We start from the raw sequence: 22,343 nt of genomic DNA, 5'->3' as shown, positions 1-22,343 counted from the left end.
CGGTGCCGGCCGCAAGCCGTATTCGGGTGCGCACCGATCGACGACTATGGCGCGCGAAGTGACGCACGAGGAGCGCGGACCGGCGATACTCGACGAGTCCGACGCCGGCGACGACGGCCTGATCTACGTCTGTCAGTGCGGTCTGTCGGACGCGAAGCCGCTCTGTGACGGCTCGCACAACGCGACCGCCGACGAGGCGGACGGCGTCGTGTACAAGTACTCGAACGACGACGCCGACGGGGAGCGCCGGGAGGTCGGCGAAATCGACGGCGAGCGGCGGGGAGTCAACAGCGAGCGGCGGGAAATCGACGGAAACGACGACGCGGACCGGTAGCGGATGCGGCGGCGGGCGTTCAGAGCACGCCCATCTCCCCGAGCCGCTCGGGGAGGTACGTGTCGGTAACGAAGTCCAGCCCGCGGCTCGCGAGCGACTGCTGTTCGGACTTCTTCCCGATGTCGAGCTGGAGTTCGATCTGCTCCTCCCAGTAGTCGGTCTGGAATCGCGGGTCCTCCAGCTCCGATTCGAGGGCGTTCACGTCCGAGTCGGACAGCGGGTCCGAGGGGAGGTCGTACTCGACGATGTCCTCCGGTTGGATCCCGATGAACCGCGCCTCGGGGGTCGCGAGGTACTTCGAGAGGTGCGCCGACTTGATCGAGCCGTACGCCACGGAGCCGTAGATCCGGTACGACCACGGGTCGCCGTCGGTGAACACCACCACCGGGAGGTCCAGCTCGTCGCGGAAGCGCTTCGTCAGGCGGCGCGTCGCGCGGGCGGGCTGCCCGCCCAGGTGGACGACCAGGGCGTCGTGCGCCTCGTCGAACCCGTTCTCGACGAGCCGGTCGCGCATGCCGCCGGTCTCCACGCAGAGGACGAACTCCGCGTCGTTGTCAAGGAACTCGATGGTGTCGGGATTGTTGGGGATCTGGTAGCCGCCCTGGCCGACGTCGAGCTGACAGTGGATCTCGCGGTCGCCGCGGTTGGTCTGCTCGCGGATCTCCAGCGGCCCCATCACCTTCGCGCCCGACTCCTCCGGTCGCATGTGGAAGTCCTCGCGGGTGACCCCGGTGACGATTTCGAGGTCCTCCACGAGGTCGTTCGACTCGTCTTGGCTCTTGAACTGCGCCTCGTCGTTGTTCCACGACTCCGAGAGGTAGTACAGCTCACGCAGCGTCGACGAGCGGTCGTCGTCGAGCTGGTTCGCGAGGAACTCGATCGTGTACGCCGCCTTCAGCAGCTTGCGCGCGCCCCGAACCGAGTTGGCGCTTCGCGTCGAGGTGCGGTCGCCGTAGGTCCAGACGCCGCTCGCTTCGTCGTACTCGATGTTGCTCTTCGTCCGCGTGGGAAGCGTCATCTCCGGGATGTCGCCGGCCGCGAACTGGTCGTAGAAGTCCGCCGCCAGGTCGATCAGCTCGTCTCGTGCGTCGCTTTCGGTCGTCATTTAGGCGTTCACCGTGAGTTTCTCGGTCTCCACGCCGCCGACGCTGACCTCGAACTCGGGGTCGCCGTCGACCGCGTACGTCAGTTCCCGCTCGTCGCCCGAGGGCACCTCGGGCTTCCACTGGACGAACCACTCGCCGTCCATGTCCACCACCGTGCCGTCCGACAGATCGGTCGGCTCCGTCGAGACGATGTCGGTGATCTCCAACGCCTCGTTCACGTCCGAGTGGTTCTCGACGACGAGCGTCACCGTCTCGCCGTTTACCTCGCGCTCGACGCTGACGTTGTTCATGATCCGCGCCAAGGCGCCGTCGATGTCGGGCCGCGGCCGGCCCGTCACCTCCGAGACCTTGTCGGCCATCTCGGGGAGGATCCTGCCGAGCACGTCCTGCTTCTCCCGGCGCTGCTGCATCGAGCGCCGCTTGTTGAGGAACGACTTCAGCTCGCGGGCGGCCTCCCGCACCGCGAGCTCGATCTCGTCTTCGATCGCCGGGACGTTCGCGAGCGCGTCCTTCGACTCGCTCGTGAACGGGACGTTCGTGGAGGCGACGTGAATGCTAATGACGGCCGGGCCGTTGGGGAGCCCCGAGCCGCCGGGCTGATCGAGCCCGTAGTTGCGCCACCCGATCCGCTTTATCACGTCCGTCGTCGCGCAGGCGCCGCGCTGGTAAACGAGCGGGACGCGGTTCGCAAACCGGAGCAGTTCCACGGACCCGTCCGCCGGAATCTCGCCGCCGTACGCGATGCCGGCCTCGACGATGAACGGGTCGCCGCCGTGGACCTCGGCGTCGCGGGTCGCGGCCGCGTAGAAGTCGGCGTCGTACTCCTTCCGGAGCCCGGCCTCGACCAACTCGGCGGTGATCGGCGCGAGGCAGTCGGTCGGCGGCGCGAGGATGTCGGTCGTCCGCATCGCGTCGAGCAGGTCGGCGGCCGCGTCGCGGCTGCCCGCGATCGCCTTCACCTTCGGCGGGTCGTCGGGGACCCTTCGCGCCCGCGACCAGAACGCCTCGACGACGTTCTCGCGCGCGGTCTCGCCGAACGTCGCGTCGCGCTGCTCGGCGACGAACGACGCCGCGTCCGCGACGAGCCGTTCGAGGTCGTCGCGGGTGATCCGGAACGCGTCGCCGTCGAGGTTCTCGAACCGGCGCGCGAGCGCCTCGGCCATCGCCTGAACCGCGGCGTCGTCCTTGCGCGTCGACGTCGCCTCGTCGACGAGCGCGTAGGCGTCCGCGACGAGCGTCGACTCGTCCGCGTCGTCACCGCTTTCGGTGTCCCCGCCCGAATCGGTGGCCTCGTCCTCGTCACCGCCGAGCCCCGTCACCGCCCGCCACGCGGCGTCGACCGCGTTCTCGCGGACGGTGCCGCCGAACGTCTTGTCGGTGTCGTTCTCGACCGTCTCCGCGACGGTGTCCACGACCTCCGCGAGCTCGGAGCGGGTGATTCGGTCGCTGTTCCCAACCGTCTCCGCGACGCCCTCCGCGAAGGCGGTCGTCGCTTCCGCGCCCTTGTTCGCGACGGCCTCGCTCACCGCGCTCGCGACGTCGCGGTCGTCGCGGGCGCGCGGCGGCGACCACGCGAGTTCGCGGCCGTAGTAGCCGTCACGGAAGTTGTCGATCACGCTGTCGGCGGTCTTCTTGCCGACCCGCGTGAACTCCTCCTGGAGGAACCCGGAGACGGAGTACGACTCGGTCGCCTCCAGCATCTTGATCAGCGCGCCGAGTTCGACGCCGTGCGGGTGCGGGCGGATCTCCTCCGTCTCCGCCGGCAGCTCGTCGGTCGCGCGCTCGAACTTCAGCGGCTCGTCGAGCCCGGGCTCGCGCAGCTCCAGCCGCGCGTGGGGGTTGACGACCGCGGTGTGTTTCACGTAGTCGTGGAGCTGCTGGCGGGCGCGCATGTTCGCCTCCATCTCCAGCTCGATTCGGGTGCCGTGCGGGCGGTCCCACGTCGTCTCCTCGTCTGCCTTGATCTCCGGCTCGTTGGTGTCCGTGTCGATGATGAGCTCGAAGTACTGCGCCCGCGACTGCCCCTTCGGGCGCGAAGTGATCTTCGCCGGCTGGCCGGAAGTGAGCTGAGAGTACAGTACAGCCGCTGAAATCCCGATCCCCTGTTGACCGCGATTTTGTTCACGAGTGTGAAACCTTGAACCATACAAGAGCTTCCCGAAAACTTTCGGCAGCTGCTCTTTTGTGATGCCCGGCCCGTTGTCCTCGATGACGACCCGGTAGTAGTCGCCCACCTCCTCGATCTCGATGTAGATGTCGGGGAGATATCCGGCCTCCTCAGTCGCGTCGAGGGCGTTGTCGACCGCCTCCTTGACGGCGGTGACGAGCCCGCGGGCGCCCGAGTCGAACCCGAGCATGTGTTTGTTCTTCTCGAAGAACTCGGCGATGGAGATCTCGCGCTGGCCCTCGGCCAGCTCCTCCGCGATCCCCTCCTCGTCGCCGATCGTCGACTGGAAGGACGTCATTCGGTACTCCCTCCTTTCACCGAGGCACCTAAAAACGCACCGCCGGCGCGGTGAAAGTGGATCCCGGCGTCAGACGGCGTCTCGTCGCCCCGATAGAGAACTTCTCTCACGAGCGGGTAACGTCCGATCCGGCCGACAGGTTTCTCCCCCTGACGCCCCTTCGGTACCTCATGGCAGACTGGACGACCGACGAGATGCCGCGATTGGACGGGAAGACGGTGGTCGTCACGGGGGCGAACAGCGGGCTCGGCTACGCGGGGACCCGCGCGTTCGCCGCCCGGGGTGCGACCGTCGTGATGGCGTGTCGGAGCGTCGACCGCGGCGAGGCGGCGGCCCGCGAGATCCGCGCCGACGCGGGGGGCGAGGTTGGCGGCGACCTCGACGTCCGCGAGTGCGACCTCGCCTCGCTCGACTCGGTCGAGGCGTTCGCTGACGGCCTCGCCGCCGACTACGACGCCGTCGACGTCTGCTGTAACAACGCCGGCGTGATGGCGATTCCCCGCAGCGAGACCGAGGACGGGTTCGAGACGCAGTTCGGCGTCAACCATCTCGGGCATTTCGCGCTCACCGGGCGGTTGTTCCCGCTGCTCGAAGCGGCCGACGGCGTCGGCGGCGACGCCCGCGTCGTCACCCAGTCGTCGGGGGCCCACGAGCAGGGCGAGATGGACTTCGCCGACCTCAACTGGGAGGAGTCGTACGGCAAGTGGAAGGCGTACGGGCGCAGTAAGCTCGCGAACCTGCTGTTCGCCTACGAGTTCCAGCGGCGCCTCGACGCGGCGAACGGCGAGAGCGACGAGCCCGACGAGCCCGGGATCCGCAGCGTCGCCTGCCACCCCGGCTACACGGACACGAACCTCCAGATGCGGACCGCCGAGGAGAGCGGCAACCCCCTCATGAAGGTCGGGATGAAGGCCGCGAACGCGGTGCTGGGACAAGACCCCGAGATCGGCGTCGAGCCCATGCTGTTCGCGGCGACGGCCGACGTCGACGGCGGGGCCTACGTCGAGCCCGGCGGCCTCATGAACATGCGCGGCCACCCGACCGTCGGCCGCTCGAACGACGCCTCCTACGACCGCGGGGACGCCCGGAAGCTCTGGGAGTACTCGACCGAGGCGACCGGCGTCGAGTACCCGGTGTAAGCCGTCCCCTCACGGGTCCGCGGCGTCAGTGGAGCGTTCCCTCCCGGACGTGCGCGTCGTGCGCGAACAGCGCGTATCCCACGTCGACCGCGCGGTAGCCGGTCTCGGCGGCGATCTCGCGGATCGGCCCGATCATCGTCACGTAGTCGGCGGCGTCAAACGACTCTTTGCGGCCGTCAAGGTAGCCGAGCCGCTCCAGCGACGCCCAGACGCGCGTGTCGACGACGGCGTGGCGGTCGCCGTCGAGCGCGGCGACCACGCACGACGCCGTCGGCGCCTTGAATCCGGAGAGCCCGGTTATCAGGTGGATCGCGGAGAAGTCGCCGTCGACGGCGCGGGCGTTGCGCGTCACCTCCCGACACCGAGACTCGGGGTTCTTCTCGACGTGGTAGGCGCTCCGCGTCGACGACTCGTAGGCGATCTCGTACAGCTGGTCGCGCGTCAGGTGTCCCTGCGAGCGGTACGCCTCGCCGAACTCGTCGAGCCGTTCGGGAAGGACGCCCTGCGTCTCGGCGTAGCGGTCGAGGTTCTCGTCGACGAACGCGTCGAGGTCGGCGGCCTCCATGCGCGCCGTTTCCGGCTCGGCGACCAAAACGGCGGCGCCGCCGCTTGGGGTGATAATATACGCGGAACGCGTTTCGAGAGCTGTCCGAGTTCGCCGGTAGCGGATGCCGCCGGACGGGTTACAGCCGAGTGAGGTTCGTCGCGCGCGGACCCTTGTCCGCCTCCTCGATCTCGAACTCTACCTCCTGTCCCTCCTCGAGGTCCGGGCCGCCGACGTCTTCCATGTGGAAGAACACGTCCTCGTCAGCGTCGTCAGTCTCGATGAATCCGTAGCCGCCGGTGTCGTTGAAGAAGTCGACCTTACCTGTCGCCATCGCATCCAAACCGTCTCCCGACGTGGTGATAAGTGTTGCGTGCCGCGCTCGCGGCGGAGAACTCGACACGATTTCGACGCAAACCCGGAATGAGGTTTCGATCCGAAATTTCATCCTCGTTCAGACTTTGGTTTCGAATGGGAAAGCGCACTAAGGGAGTAGCCCCTAGTACTAACCAAGATGAGTACCAGAACCACCCACCTCGACGTCACGGGAATGAGCTGTGCCAACTGCTCGGCGACCGTCGGTGACGCCGTGGGGTCGCTCGACGGCGTCACGCGGGCGGACGCGAACTACGCGACCGACGAGGCGACCGTCGAGTACGACCCGGAGGCGACGTCGCTCGCGGCGATCTACGACGCGATCGAGGGCGCGGGCTACGGAGCGGTCTCCGAGACGGCGACCGTGGCGATCACCGACATGTCGTGCGCGAACTGCGCGGACGCCAACCGCGAGGCGCTCGAGTCCGTGCCCGGCGTCGTCGACGCCGACGTGAACTACGCGACCGACGAGGCGCAGGTCCGGTACAATCCCGCCGACACGTCGCTTTCGGCGCTGTACGACGCCGTCGAGGACGCGGGCTACTCGCCGGTCCGCGAGGACGGCGACGGCGCCGGTGAGTCCGACGGGGACGGCGACGGATCGGGCGAGAGCGCGCGCGACGCGGCCCGGAACGCCGAGATCCGCAAACAGCGTCGGCTGACGCTGTTCGGCGCCGCGCTGGCCGCGCCGCTCCTCTTCCTCCTCGTCGACAACCTCCTCCTCGGGGGCCGAATCGCCCCGGACCGGGTCTTCGGCGTCGGGATCCACTGGGTCGCGTTCGCGCTCGCGACGCCCGTCCAAGTCGTGCTCGGCCGGCCGTTCTACGTGAACTCCTACAAGGCGCTCGTCACGAACGGTCGCGCCAACATGGACGTGCTGATCGCGCTGGGATCGACGACGGCGTACGTCTACTCCGTCGCCGTCCTCCTCGACGCGGTCGCCGGGAGCGTCTACTTCGACACGGCGGCGCTCATCCTCGTCTTCATCACCCTCGGCAACTACCTCGAGGCCCGCTCGAAGGGACAGGCGGGGGAGGCGCTCCGAAAGCTGCTGGAGATGGAGGCCGACACCGCCACGCTCGTCGACGAGGACGGGACCGAACGGGAGGTCCCGATCGACGAGGTCGAGGTCGGCGACCGGATGAAGGTCCGGCCCGGCGAGCGGATCCCGACCGACGGCGTCGTCGTCGAGGGGCAGTCCGCCGTCGACGAGTCGATGGTGACCGGCGAGTCCGTTCCGGTCGAGAAGACCGAGGGCGACGAGGTCGTCGGGTCCACCGTCAACGAGAACGGCCTCCTCGTCGTCGAGGCGACGAAGGTCGGTGCGGACACCGCCTTACAGCAGATCGTCCAGACGGTGAAGGAGGCGCAGTCCCGCCAGCCCGACATCCAGAACCTCGCGGACCGAATCTCCGCGTACTTCGTGCCCGCGGTCATCGCGAACGCGGTGTTCTGGGGCGTCGTCTGGTTCGCGTTCCCCCAGACGCTCGCCGCGTTCGTCGACTGGCTCCCGCTGTGGGGCCAGGTCGCGGGCGGCCCCGCAGTGGTCGGTGGAACCGTCTCGACATTCGAGTTCGCGGTCGTCGTCTTCGCCTCGTCGGTCCTGATCGCCTGCCCGTGTGCCCTCGGGCTCGCGACGCCGGCGGCGACGATGGTCGGAACCACCATCGGCGCGCAACACGGCGTCCTGTTCAAGGGCGGCGACGTCCTCGAGCGCGCGAAGGACGTCGACACCGTCGTCTTCGACAAGACGGGGACGCTCACGAGAGGCGAGATGGAGCTCACGGACGTGGTCGCGGTCGGCGAGCTCCCCGACGGCGGCGCGGTCGCCGAGCGCGGCGACGCGGCGACCGACGACGGTTCTGCGGGGACCGGCGACGGCGCCGCGACCGGCGCGCTGGCCGACGAGGACGAGGTCCTCCGGCTCGCCGCGAGCGCGGAGCGCGGCAGCGAACACCCCCTCGCCCGCGCCATCGTCGACGGCGCCGAGGCGCGCGGCCTCGAACTCGGTGACCCCGCCGACTTCGAGAACGTCCCCGGTCACGGGGTGAGGGCCACCGTCGAGGGCGACGAGGTGCTGGTCGGCAACCGGAAGCTGCTGCGCGACGCGGGGATCGACCCCTCGCCCGCCGCCGAGACGATGGAACGCTTAGAGAGCGAGGGGAAGACGGCGATGCTCGTCGCCCGGATCCGGGCCGGCGCGGACGACGGGGAGCTCCTCGGCGTCGTCGCCGACGCGGACACGGTGAAGCCGAGCGCGGAGACGGCGGTGAGCCAGCTCCGCGAGCGCGGCGTCGACGTGATGCTGATCACGGGCGACAACGAGCGCACGGCCCGTGCGGTCGCAGAGCAGGTCGGCATCGACCCCGACGACGTCCGCGCCGGCGTCCTCCCGGAGGACAAGTCCGACGCGGTCGAGGCGATCCAGGCCGACGGCCGCCGGGCGATGATGGTGGGCGACGGCGTCAACGACGCCCCGGCGCTCGCGGTCGCGTACGTCGGCACCGCCATCGGCTCCGGGACCGACGTGGCCATCGAGGCCGCCGACGTGACGCTGATGCGCGACGACCCGCTCGACGTGGTGAAGGCGATCCGCGTCTCCGACGCCACCCTCCAGAAGATCAGACAGAACCTCGTGTGGGCGCTCGGCTACAACACCGCGATGATCCCGCTCGCCTCGCTCGGGCTGCTCCAGCCCGTCCTCGCGGCCGGGGCGATGGCGGTCTCCTCCGTCTCCGTCCTCACCAACAGCCTCCTGTTCCGCCGGTACGACCCCGACGGCGACTACGCGCTCCTCGGGTTTCTCCGGCGCTGATCGGCCGTCGACCGACCGCGGGTTTCCCCGTCCTGACGGCGCTCCCGAAGCCCCAAGACGGCGCGGGGCGTACGACGGCACATGTCGACCCTCCTCGTCGTCGGCGGTAGCGGCTTCATCGGACGCGGCGTCTGTCGGTTCGCGGTCCGCGACGACCACGAGGTCCGCAGCGTCTCGCGGGGCGGCCGCCCCGACGTCGACGCCGAGTGGGCGGACGCCGTCTCGTGGACGAGCGCCGACCTGTTCCGCCCGAACGCGTGGCGCGACCGACTCGACGGCGTCGACGCCGTCGTCCACTCGGTCGGGACGCTCACCGAGTCGCCGAGCGACGGGGTCACCTTCGAGCGCGTCAACGGCGACGCGGCCGTGCTCACGGCGCTGGAGGCGGAACGCGCCGGCGTCGACGCCTTCGTCTTCCTCTCCGCCGCGGCGAAGCCGCCCGGCGTCCGGAACGCCTATCTGACGGCCAAGCGCCGCGCAGAGACCTCCGTCGCCGACCTCGACCTCGACGCCGTCATCCTCCGGCCGGGACCGGTGTACGGCGAGGGCCAACCGCACCTCCCCGGGGTCGCGGACCGGTTCCTCCGGTTCGTCGCGAGCGCGCCGCCGATCGCGTCCCGGCTCGGCGAGTCGCGACCGCTCTCCGTCGACACCGTCGCGAGGGCGACGTATCGGGCCGCGCTGAATCCGGACGCACGGCTGCTCGACGTCTCGGACATCCGAGAGCTCGCTCGGTGACCGACCGACCGGAAGCGGGGTGCCGACTCAGCGCGCGCCGCGCTCCCTCGCGATCTCCAGCGAGATGAAGAAGCCGAAGTACGCCGGGATCCCGGCGAGCATGAACATGTACAGCACCCACTGCGGAGCCGCGGAGAAGGCGAAGTCGTACAGCAGCGACACGAGCCCCACCCACGCGAACGCGAACAGCAGGTCCTGGACCATTCCGGTGCCGTTCTCGCTGAGCACGTTCCGGGCGCGGTCAGCGACGCTGGGGTCGGGCGAGGCGTCGTCCGGCGTCTCCGCGGCGTCCGTGTCGGGCATGAGGTGAGTGTGTGAGAGGGGGTACGTCGGTGTTGCGGAATCGCGCGGGGTCGGCCGCGCGATCGAGGCGTTCAGTCCTCGTCGAGGTAGTCGACGACGAGGACGGGGACGTGCGTCGAGCGCAGGGTGCGCTCCGTGACGCTGCCCAAGAGCGCGCGCCTGACGCCGGCCCGGCCGTGGCTCCCCATCACGATGAGGTCGATCCCGTTGTCCTCCGCGTAGTCGGCGATCACTTTGTGCGGCCGGCCGCCGGAGACGTGTTCGACGACGTCGACGCCACGCTCGGCACCGTGGTCGGCGACCACGCCGGTCGCCTCGTCCGCCTGGTCTTTCAGCTCGCCCATCTCGTCGAACCGACCCTGCTTGAGCCGGTCGACCTGCTCGGTCCCGAGGCTGAAGTTCACCGAGTCGATGTCGACCACGTACAGCGCGTGGACCTCGGCGTCGTACCGCTCCGCGAGGTCGAGCGCGTGGTCGACGGCGGCCTCCGCGACGTCGCTTCCGTCGGTGGGAACGAGGATGCGTTCGTACATTACCGCTCCGCCTCCGTGGAGTCGTCGTCAGCGCGGTCGCTCTCGGCGGCCGCGTCGTCAACTGCGCGGCCGCCGTCTGCGGCCGCGTCGTCAACTGCGCGGCCGCCGTCTGTCGCCACGTCCTCGCCGCCGTCCGCGGCGACGACGTCCTCGGCGGTCTCCTGTTGACTCATCGGCTCGGGGCTGTGACACTGCCGGACGATGCGCTTCGTCTCCAGCGACGGTTCGTCGGTCGCCATCGAGACGACGATGGTGACGACGAACACGATCGGGAGCGTGATGAGCGCCGAGCCGATGGCGGGCATCCACGTCGCGAGCCCGGTCGACAGCGGCGCCTCGAGCGAGCCGATGTACGTCGGGACGATCTGGTTGATCATCGGGATCGACCAGAGCGTCAGCCCGGTGGTCATGCCGGCCAGCGCCCCCTGTCGGTTGGCGTTCTCCCACCACATGCCGAGGAAGAACATCGGGAACAGCACGGAGCCGGCGAGCGAGAACGCGTATCCCACGAGCGCCGCGATCGAGGACGCGGGATTCAGCGCGGCCAGCGTCGTCAGCGCGCCCAGCGCGACGATCGAGAGGCGGCCGACGAGGATCTGCTGGCGCTGCGTCGCGTCCTCGTTGATGATGTTGGTGTAGATGTCGTGGCTGATCGCCGACGAGCCGGCGATGAACAGCCCGGCGACCGTCGCGATGGCCGCGGCGATACCGCCCGCCGCGACGATGCCGACGAACCAGTCCGGGAGGCCGGACAGCTGCGCCGCCAGCACGACGATGACCTCGCTGGCCGCGCTCGTCATGCCGGGGTCGCCGTACGTCGCGCCGACGTTCTGCGAGTAGAGGTCGGTGCCGAACGCCGCGAACGCCGGGGCGCTCCAGTAGAGGATACAGATGAAAAACAGCCCCCAGACCGTCGACCAGCGAGCCGTCCGCTCGCTCTCGACCGTGTAGAACCGGACGAGGACGTGCGGAAGCCCGCAGGTGCCGACGATGAGCGAGAACGTCGTGGCGACCCAGAGGTAGTAGCTCGAACCCGCGAACGGCTCGGAGAACTCGCTGCCGAGCTGGCTGATCAGCGCGCCGTACTCGAGCTGCGGCAGCACCGTGGAGTAGCCGTTGGTGTAGCCGACGACGAACAGTCCGACGACGAACGCGAGGATGAGGATGACGTACTGGACCGCCTGGTTCTTCGTGGCGCCCAGCATGCCGGACAGCGTCAGGTAGCCGACGGTGACGACCATCATCGCGACGACCATCACCTGGTACCCGTCTAAGCCGGGGATGAGGCCGCCGTAGTTACCGAAGATGTACAGGCCGACCAAGGCCATCCCCTTCGCCTGTCCGATGGCGTAGACGAAGCCGATGAGGAACGTCGTCACCGCCGCGATGGCGCGCGCGGTGTCGGAGTTGAACCGGTCGCCGACGAAGTCCGGCGCCGTGTACTTCCCGAACCGGCGCAGCTGCGCGGCGAGGAAGATGAGCAGGATGAAGTAGCCCGTCGTCCAGCCGACGACGAACACCAGCCCGTAGAAGCCGGCCAGCGCGATCGACGCCGCCATCCCGAGATACGACGCCGCGGACATCCAGTTCGCGCCGATCGCCATCCCGTTCTCGACGTTCCCGATGGACCGGCCGGCGACCCACATGTCGTCGGTGTCGGCCACGCGGAAGACGAACCCGATCGTCAGGAACAGGCCCAGCATTCCGATCACGAGCAGCGCCGGCCCGATCTTGAACGAGATGTCGAGGGCCTCCGGGAGGAGTTCGCTCTGGAGGAGCAGCGAACGTCCCGTCATTCGTCGGTCCCTCCGTCGGTCGCGGCGACGTCAGTGTGCTCGATCCCGTACTTCTCGTCGAGCGCGTCCCGCTTGCGCGAGTACCAGAACGCCAAGATCAGCGCGCTGGTCGGCGCGCCGAACGCGACGAGGAAGTAGTGGAGCGGGAACTGTAAGATCGGCATCGTCTGCGTCATCGCCTCGGGCGCGAGCCGAGTCAGGGTCACCGGCCCCCATACCGCGAGGACCCAGATCGCGAACCCCGTCCAGACGATGCGGAGGTGATCGCGCATGTACGGCGTGCTCGGGTTCAGGATGTTCACCTCCGCTCCGAGGTAATCGGTATCCTTGTGCGTCTGTGCGGCTCCCGCGGAAGCGACGCCGCCATCAGTGGCCACGTCATCGGTTGCGCGGCCACCGTCGGCCGCCGCGTCGCCGGTTGCGCGGCCACCGTCGGCCGCCGCGTCGTCCGAACTTCGTGAGTTATCGTTTGTCATGTGTTGTGGTGTGTATTATCGTGATTCGTTTGTGCGATTTTATCGTGATATTCGTGCGCCGTGCCGTGCGCTCCGTCCGTGTTGGTCGCCTCGAAAACGGGCCGCCGAGCGCTACTCGGCGTCGGCCTTCTGTTGGATCTCCTCGACAATCTCGGGGTTCCGGAGCGTGCTCGTGTTCCCGAGCTCCTCGCCGTCCGCGATGTTCTCGAGCAGGCGACGCATGATCTTCCCGGACCGGGTCTTCGGCAGGTCCGGCGTGAACACGACCTGCTCGGGGCGGGCGATCGGCCCGATGGCGTCCTCGACGCCCCCGACGATCGCCTCGCGGAGTTCGTCGGTGCCCTCGTAGCCGTCCTCGGTGGTGACGTAGGCGTACACCGCCTCGCCTTTGATCTCGTGGTTCCCGCCGACGACGGCGGCCTCCGCGACGCCTTCCACGCCGACGATCGCCGACTCGATCTCCATCGTCCCCAGCCGGTGGCCGGAGACGTTGAGCACGTCGTCGACGCGTCCGAGAACGGTGATGTACCCGTCGTCGTCGATCTTCGCGCCGTCCTCCGGGAAGTACACCCAGTCGTCGGGATCGTCGCTGTCGGTGTCGGAGTACTCCGCCCAGTACTCCTCGATGTAGCGCTCGTCGTTGTTGTACAGCGTCCGGAGCATGCCGGGCCACGGCTTCTGTACCGTGAGGTATCCGGCCTTTCCGGGCTCTACCTCGTCGCCGAGCGTGTCGAGGATCTGGACGTCCAGCCCCGGCAGCGGCGGCCCCGCGGCGCCGGGCTTCATGTCCTTGACGCCGGGGAGCGTCGTCACCATCATCCCGCCGGTCTCGGTCTGCCACCACGTGTCCACGATCGGGCACTCCTCGTTCCCGATGTGCTGGTAGTACCACTTCCACGCCCGCGGGTTGATCGGCTCGCCGACCGTGCCGAGCAGCCGCAGCGAGGAGAGGTCGTGGCGGTCGGGGAACTCCGAACCCCACTTCATGAACGCGCGGATCGCGGTCGGCGCGGTGTACAGCTGGGTCGCGTCGTGTTCCTCGACGATCTCCCAGAGCCGGTCGCGCTCCGGGTGGTCCGGCGTCCCCTCGTACATCATCGTCGTCGTGCCGAGCGAGAGCGGCCCGTAGACGATGTACGAGTGGCCGGTGATCCAGCCGATGTCGGCCGAACAGAAGTAGGTGTCATCGGGCTTGATGTCGAGGACCGACTGCGAGGTCCACGACACCCACGACATGTAGCCGCCGGTCGTGTGTTTCACGCCCTTCGGCTTGCCGGTCGTCCCCGAGGTGTACATCAGGAACAGCATGTCCTCGGCGTCGCGGGTGACCGGCTCGACCTCGGCGCCCTCGTGGGCCGCGACGAGGTCGTCGTAATCGATCTGGTCGTCGCCGAGGTCGTGGCCGAAGTCGTCGCCGTTCGGGCCGAGCCGGTCGACGACGACCGTTGTCGTCTCGTGGTCGACGCCCGCGAGCCCCTCGTTCGCCTTGTCGAGGTGGTCGAGCGGGTCGCCGCGACGGTAGTAGCCGTCGCAGGTGACGAGGTACTCCGACTCCGCGGCGTTCATCCGCGTCGCGAGCGCGTCGGCCGAGAACCCGGCGAACACGACGCTGTGGGGCGCGCCGATGCGCGCGCACGCCAACATCGCGATCGGCAGTTCCGGGATCATCGGCATGTACATCGTGACCACGTCGTCCTCCTCGACGCCCTGCTCCCGAAGGGCGGCCGCGAACTCGTTCACCTCGCGGTGGAGTTCCTCGTAGGTGTACGTGCGGTCGTCCTCGTCGACGGGTTCACCGACCCACTCGATGGCGGCCTCGTCGCCGCGCTCGTCGAGGTGTCGGTCGAGGCAGTTCGCCGACGCGTTCAGTTCACCGCCCGTGAACCACTCGTAGAAGGGCGGGTTGCCGTCGTCGAGCACCTGGTCGTAGTCGGTTTCCCACTCCAGCAGGTCGGCGGCCGCCTCCCAACACTCGGGCCAGTTCTCGTCGAACTCCTCGTAGATTTCCGGGTCGGAGACGTTCGCCTGCTCGACGAACGACTCCGACGGCTCGAATACTTCCTGTTCCGCTAATCTCGCTTCCAGTTGGCCGTCTCCCTCTGTCATGGTACGGTCGTACTCAACCAATATCGCCATATAAACGCTGACGCTAAATACGAAAAATCGTGACAGACTGGTGCCGATCTGTCCGGGTCGCCGGGCTCACCCGTTGCGGACCGCGCGCTCGTCGCCGTCCCGGACCGATCGCTCCGTACCGTCCTCGAAGACGCCGTCGAGCAGGGCGCGCTGGGCCTTCCGGAGGTGGTTGTGGAACGTCGGCGACGAGACGTCCATGGCGTCTGCGACCTCCTCGGCGGTGCTGCCGCGCGGCCAGTCGAAGTAGCCGCCGTGGTACGCCGCGGACAGCGCGGCCCACTGGCGGTCGGTGAACCTGTCGGCGATCCCGTCTCGCAGCGACGACTCCGTGCGCGGCGAGCGCGCGACCGACTCCTTGCTGGCGAGTCGAACGTCCGCGAAGCGGTCGCGGAGACCGTCCGCGACGGGCCTCACGTTCGTGCCCTCGGGGAAATCTGCGGCGACGCGGACGCGGCCGTCGGCGGCGGACGCCTCGCGGACCGTCGCGCCGCGGTCGACGAGCGCCCGGACCAGCGATCCGGCGGCGAGGCGCACCGACGCCGAGCAGCCGTCCTCGCGGGTCTCGATCACTCGGAAGTCGGAGACGCCCGGCGCCGCCTCGACGGCGGCCGCGAAGTCCTGCGGGCGTGCCCCGTCGACGGAGAGGTACGCCCGGGAGACCTCGTCGTCGACGTCGACGGTCGACGCCAACTGGATCCGGCAGTCGAGTCGCTCGCTCGCCCGCGCGAGGAACGCGGCGTCGTCCCTCGTGTGGAATTCGACCTCGGTGACCGCGTCCGAGTGGAGCAGCTCCCGCCATCGGTCCGCGGTGATCGCCCGACCGAGACACCGTCCGAGGACGGCGAGCGCCCGGCGCTCGGTCCCGCCGACGGGATCGTCGTCGGCCGCGACGACGCAGAGCGCCCCGTGAACGACGCCCTCGTAGGCCGCCGGGACCGCGACCGCGGGCCGGCCCCTCGTTCCCTGGTGACCGTCGGTCGCGGTCGGCGTGCGGTCCGCTATCGCGTCCGACCACGGTCCCTCGGCGGTCGCGCCCCGGTCCGCGAGCGTCTCTCGGTCGACGCCCGCGGTCGCGGCCACGTCGGCCGGCTCGCCCCCGACCGCCCGACGGACGACCCAGGCCTCGGCCCAGCGATCGCTCTCGAGGACGCCCGCGGGGACGGCCGCGACGGGATCTCCCGATTCGGGGTCCGCGAGCGCCTCGAACCCCGCCAAGGCGGTCGTTCCGGTCCGCTCCGCCGCGGCGGCGTCCTCCTCGCCGGCTATCGCGGCCGCGAGCGCCTCGCCGTCGAGCGGATCGAGGTACGGGTCGAGCGTGCCGAGCGACTCCCAACCGCCGGCGTCGCGGACCGCCCGCGGGTCGACGTCGCGCTCGACGAGTAACCGCCGAGCGAACGTCTTCCGAAGGGCGCTCGGGGTGACCCGCTCGTCGGGCGCGGCGTCGGTGCGGTCGGCGGCCCGCGCGGCGGTCTCGCTCACGATCATCTGGACGCGACGCGGCGAGACGCCGACGTACGGGTCGTCGTCGTCGAGTCCCTCGCTCGTCGCGTACCGATCGAGGTCGGCGGCCAGCGAGGCCGAAACGACGGTCTCGCGGTCGATCGGGTCGTCTCCGGGTCCCGTCGACTCCGCGGCGTCTCCCTCGTCGCCGCCGATCGCGGGCACCGCGAGGATTCGAACGCCCGCGACCGACTCCGCCTCGCGGAGGTGCCGGGGGGCGACGCGGGGTATCTCTCCGGTGCGGAGCCCCGCCTCGCCGGCCAGCCTGACGACGAGCGCCGCGCGATACGTCTCCGCGGCGGTGACGAGCGCGCCGTAGGCGTCCGCGTCGAGGGCGTCGACCATTCGTTTCGGATAGCAATAAGCAGACGAAACTAAACTGTTCCGGAAGTTCGCTCCTCGCCGCGGTCGTTCGGACACGCGCGGCGAGACGCCGTCGTCGGGCGTATCATCCGCGTACTCGTTTCGTTATCTCATCAGATCCCGAAACGGTCGCGGTCCGGCGTCGAGACGCTCCGACGGGAGGAGACCGAATCCCGCGAGACCGTCAGTCGTCCCCCCTTCGGACGGTCGACTCGATTTCGCCCACGACCTCCGGGTTACGGAGCGCGCTCACGTCTCCGAACTCCTCGCCGCGGGCGATGTCCTCCAGCAGTCGTCGCATGATCTTCCCCGAGCGCGTCTTCGGGAGTTCCGGGGTGAACACGATCCGATCCGGGCGAGCCACGTCTCCCACCGCGCTCGCGAGTCGGTCCGCGATGGCGTCGCGGAGCCTCTCGTCCGGCTCCACGTCGCCTTTCGTCGTCACGTACGCCACGATCTGCCCGTCGTCGTCACCGACGACCGCGGCCTCGGTCACTCCCTCGGCGTCGACGATGGCCGCCTCCAGCTCGCCGGTGTTGAAACGCTGTGCCCGGACGTTGATCACGTCGTCGACGCGGCCGAGGATCGCGACGTAGCCGTCCTCGTCGACGGCCGCGCCGTCGCCGGTCCGGTAGCGCCAGCCGTCCTCGCCGTTCAGCCAGTACTCCCGCAGGTAGCGCTCGTCGCCCTCGCGCAGCCCGCGGAGCATCCCGGGCCACGGGGACGCCAGCGTGAGGTACCCCGACTCGCCGGGGTCGACCGGCTCCCCGTCCTCGTCGACGACGCGGGCGTCGATACCCGGGAGCGGCGGGCCGACCTTCCCCGGTTTCATCGGGGTGATCCCGGGGAGCGTGGCGAGCGCGATGGCCCCGGTCTCGGTCTGCCACCACGTGTCGACGACGGGGGCGTCGCCCCCGCCGACGTGCTCGCGGTACCAGCGCCACGCCTTCGGCGTGATCGACTCGCCGACGGTCCCCAACAGCCGGATCGACGAGAGGTCGTGCGACTCGGGGTACTCCGCGCCCCACTTCATGAACGACCGGATCGCGGTCGGGGAGGTGTAAAAGACGGTGACCGCGTTGCGCTCGATCAGGTCCCAGACGCGGTCGCGGTCGGGGTAGTCGGGCGACCCCTCGTACAGCACGGTCGTCGTGCCGGTCGCGAGCGGGCCGTACACCCCGTAGGAGTGACCGGTGATCCAGCCGATGTCGGCGGCGCACCAGTAGGTGTCGTCGGGGCGCACGTCGAGGACGTTCCGCGTCGTCCACGCGACGTGCGCGAGGTAGCCGCCCGTGGCGTGTTCGACGCCCTTCGGTCGCCCGGTCGTCCCCGAGGTGTACATCACGAACAGCAGGTCGGTCGCGTCGCGCGCGACCGGTTCGACCGTCTCGCCGTCGTGCGCGTCGACGAGCGCGCCGTACTCGTGTTCGTCGTCGCCCAGCGAGACGGCGAGCTCGTCGCCGAGCCGGTCGACGACGACCGCGGCCGACAGCTCCCCCTCGGCGCGGATCCGAGCGTTGTCCGCCTTCGACTTCTGGTTGAACGCGTCCTCCCGGCGGTAGTAGCCGTCGCAGGTGATCAGGTACTCGGAGTCGGCCGCGTCGATCCGGGTCGCGAGCGCCTCCGCGGACAGGCCCGCGAAGACGACGTTGTGCGGCGCGCCGATGCGCGCGCACGCCAGCATCGCGATCGGCAGCTCCGGGATCATCGGCAGGTACAGCGTGACCACGTCGTCCTCCTCGACGCCGAGGTCGCGGAGCCCGGCCGCGACCGCGTTCACCTCCCGGTGGAGGTCGAGGTACGTGTACGACCGGCGCTCGCCGCGCTTCCCGAACCACCGGATCGCGAGCTGGTTCCGGCGGTCGTCGAGGTGGCGGTCGACGCAGTTCGCCGCCGCGTTGAGCCGCCCGTCGGGGAACCACTCGTAGAAGGGGGGCTCGGAGTCGTCGAGGACGGTCTCGTACTCCCGGTCCCACGTCAGCAGGTCGGCGGCCGCGCCCCACGCCTCCGGCCCCTCCCGGTCGAACCGCTCGTACACCGCGGGGTCGCTCGCGGCGGCCCGACCGCGAAATTCCGCCGGCGGCTCGACGGCGTCGCCGTCAGCACCCCCGAACGCTCGCCACCCGTCGACTCCGACGTCGTCCATGATACCAGTTCGCAATCCAAGGGATGTATACTTTGTCCGGATCCCCGCCGGCTGAGGGTGACCGGCCCCCCGCCAGTAGGGGGCGATTGAGCCCCTGCCCCATGGAAGTAATCGGCTCCCTGCCGAGTGGAACGGCCGGGACGCCGATGCGGACCGGCCGGCGGCGTCCCGTTCGTCCCGCGGATCCGAGAGAGCGTCAACCATTGCCGTCTCCGGGGAGCAACGCCATGACTCGCCACTACGGGGCCTCTTACCCGTGAACCGACCGGACGAGGGGTATGGACACGGAGTTCGCCTACTGGGTACCGAACGTCAGCGGCGGGCTGGTCGTCTCCGACTGGGAGATGGACACCGACTGGACGTACGAGTACAACCTCGACCTGGCGCGGACGGCGGAGGACGTCGGCTTCGACTACGCGCTCGCGCAGGCCCGGTTCTTCGGGAGCTACGGCGCCGACCGCCAGTTGGAGGCGCTGTCGACCGCGAACGCGCTGGCGGCGCAGACCGATACCCTCCACGTCATCGGCGCCGTCCACCCCGGGCTGTGGGAGCCCGGCCCGCTGGCGAACTTCATCGCCACCGCCGACCGCATCAGCGACGGCCGCTTCTCGATCAACGTCGTCTCCGGGTGGTTCAAAGGCGAGTTCACCGGGTTCGGCCGGTCGTGGCTCGCCCACGACGAGCGGTACGCCCGCTCCGAGGAGTTCATCGAGGCGATGAAGGCGCTGTGGACGGAGGAGCGCGCCACCTACGACGGCCGGTTCTACACGATCGGCCGCGACATCGACGGCTTCGAGGGCGCGCCGCTGGAGCCGAAGCCGGTCCAGGAGCCGTACCCGCAGGTGTTCCAGGGCGGCAACTCGCAGGCGGCCCGGAAGATGGCCGCGCGCAACGCCGACGTGCTGTTCATCAACGGCGGGAGCCTTCAGGAGATCCGCGCCGTGATCGAGGACGTCGAGGAGTACGCCGCGGAGTTCGACACGGAGCCGCCGCGGTTCGCGGCGAACGCCTTCGTCATCCAGCGCGACACCGAGGCCGCGGCGAAGGAGACGCTAGAGGGAATCATCGAGAACGCGACCGACGAGGCGGTCGAGGCGTTCCGGGAACAGGTGAAACAGGCCGGGCAGTCGTCCGCCGAAGGCGAGGGGATGTGGGCCGACTCCGACGTAGAGGACCTGGTCCAGTACAACGACGGGTTCAAGACCGGACTCATCGGGACCGACGATCAGATCGTCGAGCGGATCCGGAAGCTCGACGCGATCGGGATCGACATCGTGCTCGCCGGGTTCCTCCACTACGACGAGGAACTGGAGCGGTTCGGCGAGACGATCATCCCGCGGGTCGAGGAGGCCGACCCGCTCGATCTCGACGAGATCGAAGGGGGCGACGAGGTCGAAGAGATCGCCGGCGCGCAGGTGGCGCGGTGACCGACGCGACCGGCGTCCTCGGGATCGCGGGCAGCGTCTCGACCGAGTCGAAGACCCGCAGCGCGGTCGAGACCGCGCTCGAGGCGGCCGATTCGGCCGGCGACGGGGTCGAGACGGAGGTGCTCCACCTCGCGGAGTACGACCTCGTCACCGCGGACGGACGCGGGCTCGACGAGTACGAAGGCGACACCGCGGCCGCGCTCGAACGGATCGTCGCGGCCGACGCCTACGTCGTCGGTACGCCGGTCTACCGCGGCTCCCACTCCGGGGCGCTGAAGAACCTGCTCGACATGGTCCCGCGCGGCATGTGGCAGGCCGACGTCGCGCCGTTCGAGGACGCCGCGGTCGGGCTCGTCGCCACCGGCGCGACGGATCACCACTACCTCGCGGTCGATCAGGAGCTCCGACCCGTCTTCGCCTTCTTCGGCGCCCACGTCGTCGACGGCGTGTACGCGAGCGACGACGACTTCGAGTCCCGCGAGGTGGCGGACGACGCCGTCCGAGAGCGGCTGGAAACCCTCGGGGCCGCGACCGTCGACCTCTCGCGGGCGATAGAGGAGAGCGACGCGCTCGGGTCGCTCGGTCCGCAGTTCTGAGCCGGAGCCGTCCCACCGGCCCGCAGCGAACCGGACCCGGTCGCGTCGTCGAGGCGACCCCTCACGCCGACTCGGCGGGCGCGATTTCGGCCGCCTTCGCGCGGGCCCGAGAGACGATGGAGGGCTTCGCCTCGAAGTCCACCGTCACCTGGTCGCCCGCGTACGTCTCCTCCGCGACGTACCCGTGGTCGTGGACCCACGAGACGAGGCTCATCGCGTCGTCCGAGACGGGGAGGACGAGTCGCTCGCGCTCCCAGTCGGGGAGCTCGCCCTCGACGCGGTCACGGAGTTCGGCCACCCCGGCCCCGGTCTTCGCCGAGACCGCGATCGGATCGGGCGCGACGCCCGAGAGGGCGGCGCGCTTGTCCGCGAGTTCGCCGGGTTCCAGCCGGTCGATCTTGTTGAACACCGTGACGACGGGCGCCTCGTTGCGCTCGTAGAGGGTGTCGTGGCTCGTGACGAGCTTCTCGCGCATCTCCGCGACCGGCTCGCTGGCGTCGACGACGAGCAGCACGAGGTCGGCCCGGTAGACGGAGTCGAGCGTCGACTCGAACGACTCTACGAGCCAGTGCGGGAGGTCCGAGATGAACCCCACCGTGTCGGTGAGGAGGACGTCGCGCTTCTCCATCTCCGCCCGGCGCGTCGTGGTGCCGAGCGTCGTGAACAGCATGTCCTGCGACTCGGCGGTGGTGTCGAGGTCGCGGTGGCGGTCGGCGTTCTCGTCGACCGCCAGCTCGTCCGCGAGCCGGCGCATCAGCGTCGACTTCCCGGCGTTGGTGTAGCCGGCGAGGGCGACCAGGTCGAAGCCGGACTCGCGGCGCTGCTCGCGGCGCGCCTCCTCCTTCTCCGCGATCGACTCCAGCTCGTCGCGGATCTCGGATATCTGGCGTTTGATGTCGCGCTCGACGCTCTCGTCGTACTCGCCCAGCCCCATGAACCCCGGCCGCTCGTCGCGCTTCGCGAGGCTCGCCTTCGCCTCCGCTCGGGGGAGCTCGTACCGCAGCTCCGCGAGCTCGACCTGGAGCTGCGCCTTCCGCGTGTTCGCGCGCTGCCCGAAGATCTCGAGGATGAGCGTGAAGCGGTCGACCACCTCGACGCCCTCCGGGAGCTTCCCGCCGACGTTGAACGTCTGGTACGGGCCCACGTCGTTGTCGACGATCACCGCCTCGGCGCCGGTCCGGCGGACCAGGTCGCGGAGCTCCGCGACCTTCCCCTCGCCGAACATGAAGGCGGCGTCCTCAGTGCGGGTCTGCGTGAGTTCGTCGACCACCTCGTAGCCGGCGGCGGCCGCGAGCTGCCGGATCTCGGATAGGTCGGCCTCGCCGGAATCGACGCGCTTGGCGACGACCGCTCGGCGCATTCCGGTGATCGGTTCCCCGTCGCTGCCCAACTCCCCGTCGCTACCCGGCTCCCCGGCACCGCCGCTCATGGAAGGGGATCGCGGGCGGCGTTCGCGGCGTGATGTGCTGCCTGCACTGTTTCGGCCCCGTCTACGCCCTCGACGTATTTAAAATCGGGCTGGAGGGCGCGTTCGCCGCGGGTCGAGGCCCG

The 22,343-nt window shown here is 69.6% G+C and carries 18 protein-coding genes and 1 pseudogene; 6 read left to right on the top strand and 13 right to left on the bottom strand.

Annotated elements, in window-relative coordinates; genetic code table 11:
* The first annotated feature begins 46 nt into the window (after positions 1–46).
* Complete coding sequence (locus tag EXE42_RS05500) at positions 47–334, top strand: CDGSH iron-sulfur domain-containing protein (RefSeq protein WP_137706052.1); 288 nt, start codon at positions 47–49, stop codon at positions 332–334.
* 19 nt (positions 335–353) lie between these two features.
* On the opposite strand, the gene EXE42_RS05495 is transcribed toward EXE42_RS05500, so the two are convergent.
* A complete protein-coding gene (locus tag EXE42_RS05495) occupies positions 354–1,439 on the bottom strand; it encodes a DNA topoisomerase IV subunit A (RefSeq protein ID WP_092922337.1) in 1,086 nt (361 codons plus the stop codon).
* Entirely contained in the window at positions 1,440–3,905 is a 2,466-nt protein-coding gene (locus EXE42_RS05490; protein ID WP_137706051.1) for a DNA topoisomerase VI subunit B, read from the bottom strand. It lies immediately after the preceding gene.
* A 170-nt stretch (positions 3,906–4,075) separates the two neighbouring features.
* On the opposite strand from EXE42_RS05490, the gene EXE42_RS05485 reads away from it, so the two are divergent.
* Positions 4,076–5,044 carry an oxidoreductase gene (locus EXE42_RS05485; RefSeq protein ID WP_137706050.1) on the top strand — a complete coding sequence of 323 codons (969 nt, stop codon included), beginning with the start codon at positions 4,076–4,078 and terminating at the stop codon, positions 5,042–5,044.
* A 25-nt stretch (positions 5,045–5,069) separates the two neighbouring features.
* Here EXE42_RS05485 and EXE42_RS05480 read toward each other — a convergent pair whose 3' ends face one another.
* Together EXE42_RS05480 and EXE42_RS05475 are read right to left on the bottom strand one after the other, a co-directional pair.
* Complete coding sequence (locus EXE42_RS05480) at positions 5,070–5,609, bottom strand: hypothetical protein (protein WP_137706049.1); 540 nt, start codon at positions 5,607–5,609, stop codon at positions 5,070–5,072.
* Positions 5,610–5,727: 118 nt separating this feature from the next.
* Positions 5,728–5,922, bottom strand: coding sequence for a cold-shock protein (locus tag EXE42_RS05475; protein WP_004045866.1), 195 nt, complete (start codon positions 5,920–5,922; stop codon positions 5,728–5,730).
* A 180-nt stretch (positions 5,923–6,102) separates the two neighbouring features.
* Here EXE42_RS05475 and EXE42_RS05470 point away from each other — a divergent pair, with 180 nt between their 5' ends.
* Both EXE42_RS05470 and EXE42_RS05465 read left to right on the top strand, forming a co-directional pair.
* Positions 6,103–8,778: an HAD-IC family P-type ATPase gene (locus EXE42_RS05470; RefSeq protein ID WP_092922349.1), complete on the top strand. Its 2,676-nt coding sequence runs from the start codon at positions 6,103–6,105 to the stop codon at positions 8,776–8,778.
* Between the two features lie 81 nt (positions 8,779–8,859).
* Positions 8,860–9,516 carry an NAD(P)-dependent oxidoreductase gene (locus EXE42_RS05465; RefSeq protein ID WP_092922352.1) on the top strand — a complete coding sequence of 219 codons (657 nt, stop codon included), beginning with the start codon at positions 8,860–8,862 and terminating at the stop codon, positions 9,514–9,516.
* Between the two features lie 27 nt (positions 9,517–9,543).
* Here EXE42_RS05465 and EXE42_RS05460 read toward each other — a convergent pair whose 3' ends face one another.
* From EXE42_RS05460 to acs (EXE42_RS05430), 7 genes are all read right to left on the bottom strand, one after another.
* Complete coding sequence (locus EXE42_RS05460; RefSeq protein WP_092922355.1) at positions 9,544–9,819, bottom strand: hypothetical protein; 276 nt, start codon at positions 9,817–9,819, stop codon at positions 9,544–9,546.
* Positions 9,820–9,890: 71 nt separating this feature from the next.
* Positions 9,891–10,352 carry a universal stress protein gene (locus EXE42_RS05455; RefSeq protein WP_092922358.1) on the bottom strand — a complete coding sequence of 154 codons (462 nt, stop codon included), beginning with the start codon at positions 10,350–10,352 and terminating at the stop codon, positions 9,891–9,893.
* On the bottom strand, positions 10,352–12,148 hold the full coding sequence (locus EXE42_RS05450; RefSeq protein WP_137706048.1) for a VC_2705 family sodium/solute symporter: 1,797 nt from the start codon (positions 12,146–12,148) through the stop codon (positions 10,352–10,354). Before EXE42_RS05450 ends, EXE42_RS05455 begins: the two co-directional genes overlap by 1 nt.
* A complete protein-coding gene (locus EXE42_RS05445; RefSeq protein WP_137693331.1) occupies positions 12,145–12,624 on the bottom strand; it encodes a DUF4212 domain-containing protein in 480 nt (159 codons plus the stop codon). The genes EXE42_RS05450 and EXE42_RS05445 overlap by 4 nt, the downstream gene beginning before the upstream one ends.
* A 111-nt stretch (positions 12,625–12,735) precedes the next feature.
* On the bottom strand, positions 12,736–14,730 hold the full coding sequence (acs, locus tag EXE42_RS05440; protein ID WP_092922367.1) for an acetate--CoA ligase: 1,995 nt from the start codon (positions 14,728–14,730) through the stop codon (positions 12,736–12,738).
* 96 nt (positions 14,731–14,826) lie between these two features.
* Entirely contained in the window at positions 14,827–16,605 is a 1,779-nt protein-coding gene (locus EXE42_RS05435) for a bacterio-opsin activator domain-containing protein (RefSeq protein WP_092922370.1), read from the bottom strand.
* A 202-nt stretch (positions 16,606–16,807) separates the two neighbouring features.
* Positions 16,808–18,769: an acetate--CoA ligase gene (gene acs, locus EXE42_RS05430; RefSeq protein WP_137706047.1), complete on the bottom strand. Its 1,962-nt coding sequence runs from the start codon at positions 18,767–18,769 to the stop codon at positions 16,808–16,810.
* A gap of 278 nt (positions 18,770–19,047) precedes the next feature.
* Between acs (EXE42_RS05430) and sfnG the strand changes: the two genes are divergently transcribed.
* Together sfnG and EXE42_RS05420 are read left to right on the top strand one after the other, a co-directional pair.
* Complete coding sequence (gene sfnG, locus EXE42_RS05425) at positions 19,048–20,196, top strand: dimethylsulfone monooxygenase SfnG (protein ID WP_137706046.1); 1,149 nt, start codon at positions 19,048–19,050, stop codon at positions 20,194–20,196.
* Entirely contained in the window at positions 20,193–20,792 is a 600-nt protein-coding gene (locus EXE42_RS05420; protein ID WP_137706045.1) for an NADPH-dependent FMN reductase, read from the top strand. Before sfnG ends, EXE42_RS05420 begins: the two co-directional genes overlap by 4 nt.
* A 61-nt stretch (positions 20,793–20,853) precedes the next feature.
* Here EXE42_RS05420 and hflX read toward each other — a convergent pair whose 3' ends face one another.
* Both hflX and EXE42_RS20175 read right to left on the bottom strand, forming a co-directional pair.
* Positions 20,854–22,221: a GTPase HflX gene (gene hflX, locus EXE42_RS05415; protein ID WP_137693327.1), complete on the bottom strand. Its 1,368-nt coding sequence runs from the start codon at positions 22,219–22,221 to the stop codon at positions 20,854–20,856.
* Positions 22,218–22,319 (bottom strand): annotated as a pseudogene (locus EXE42_RS20175) (DUF2209 domain-containing protein); the annotation flags it as partial. The pseudogene EXE42_RS20175 and the gene hflX, both read right to left, overlap by 4 nt.
* Positions 22,320–22,343: the final 24 nt, after the last annotated feature.

Origin of the sequence: Halorubrum sp. SP3, from assembly GCF_005435195.1 — an archaeon.
Taxonomy (GTDB): Archaea; Halobacteriota; Halobacteria; order Halobacteriales; family Haloferacaceae; genus Halorubrum; species Halorubrum sodomense.
Note: the sequence above shows the minus strand (reverse complement) of the source record. Positions and strands in the feature narration are given on the sequence as shown.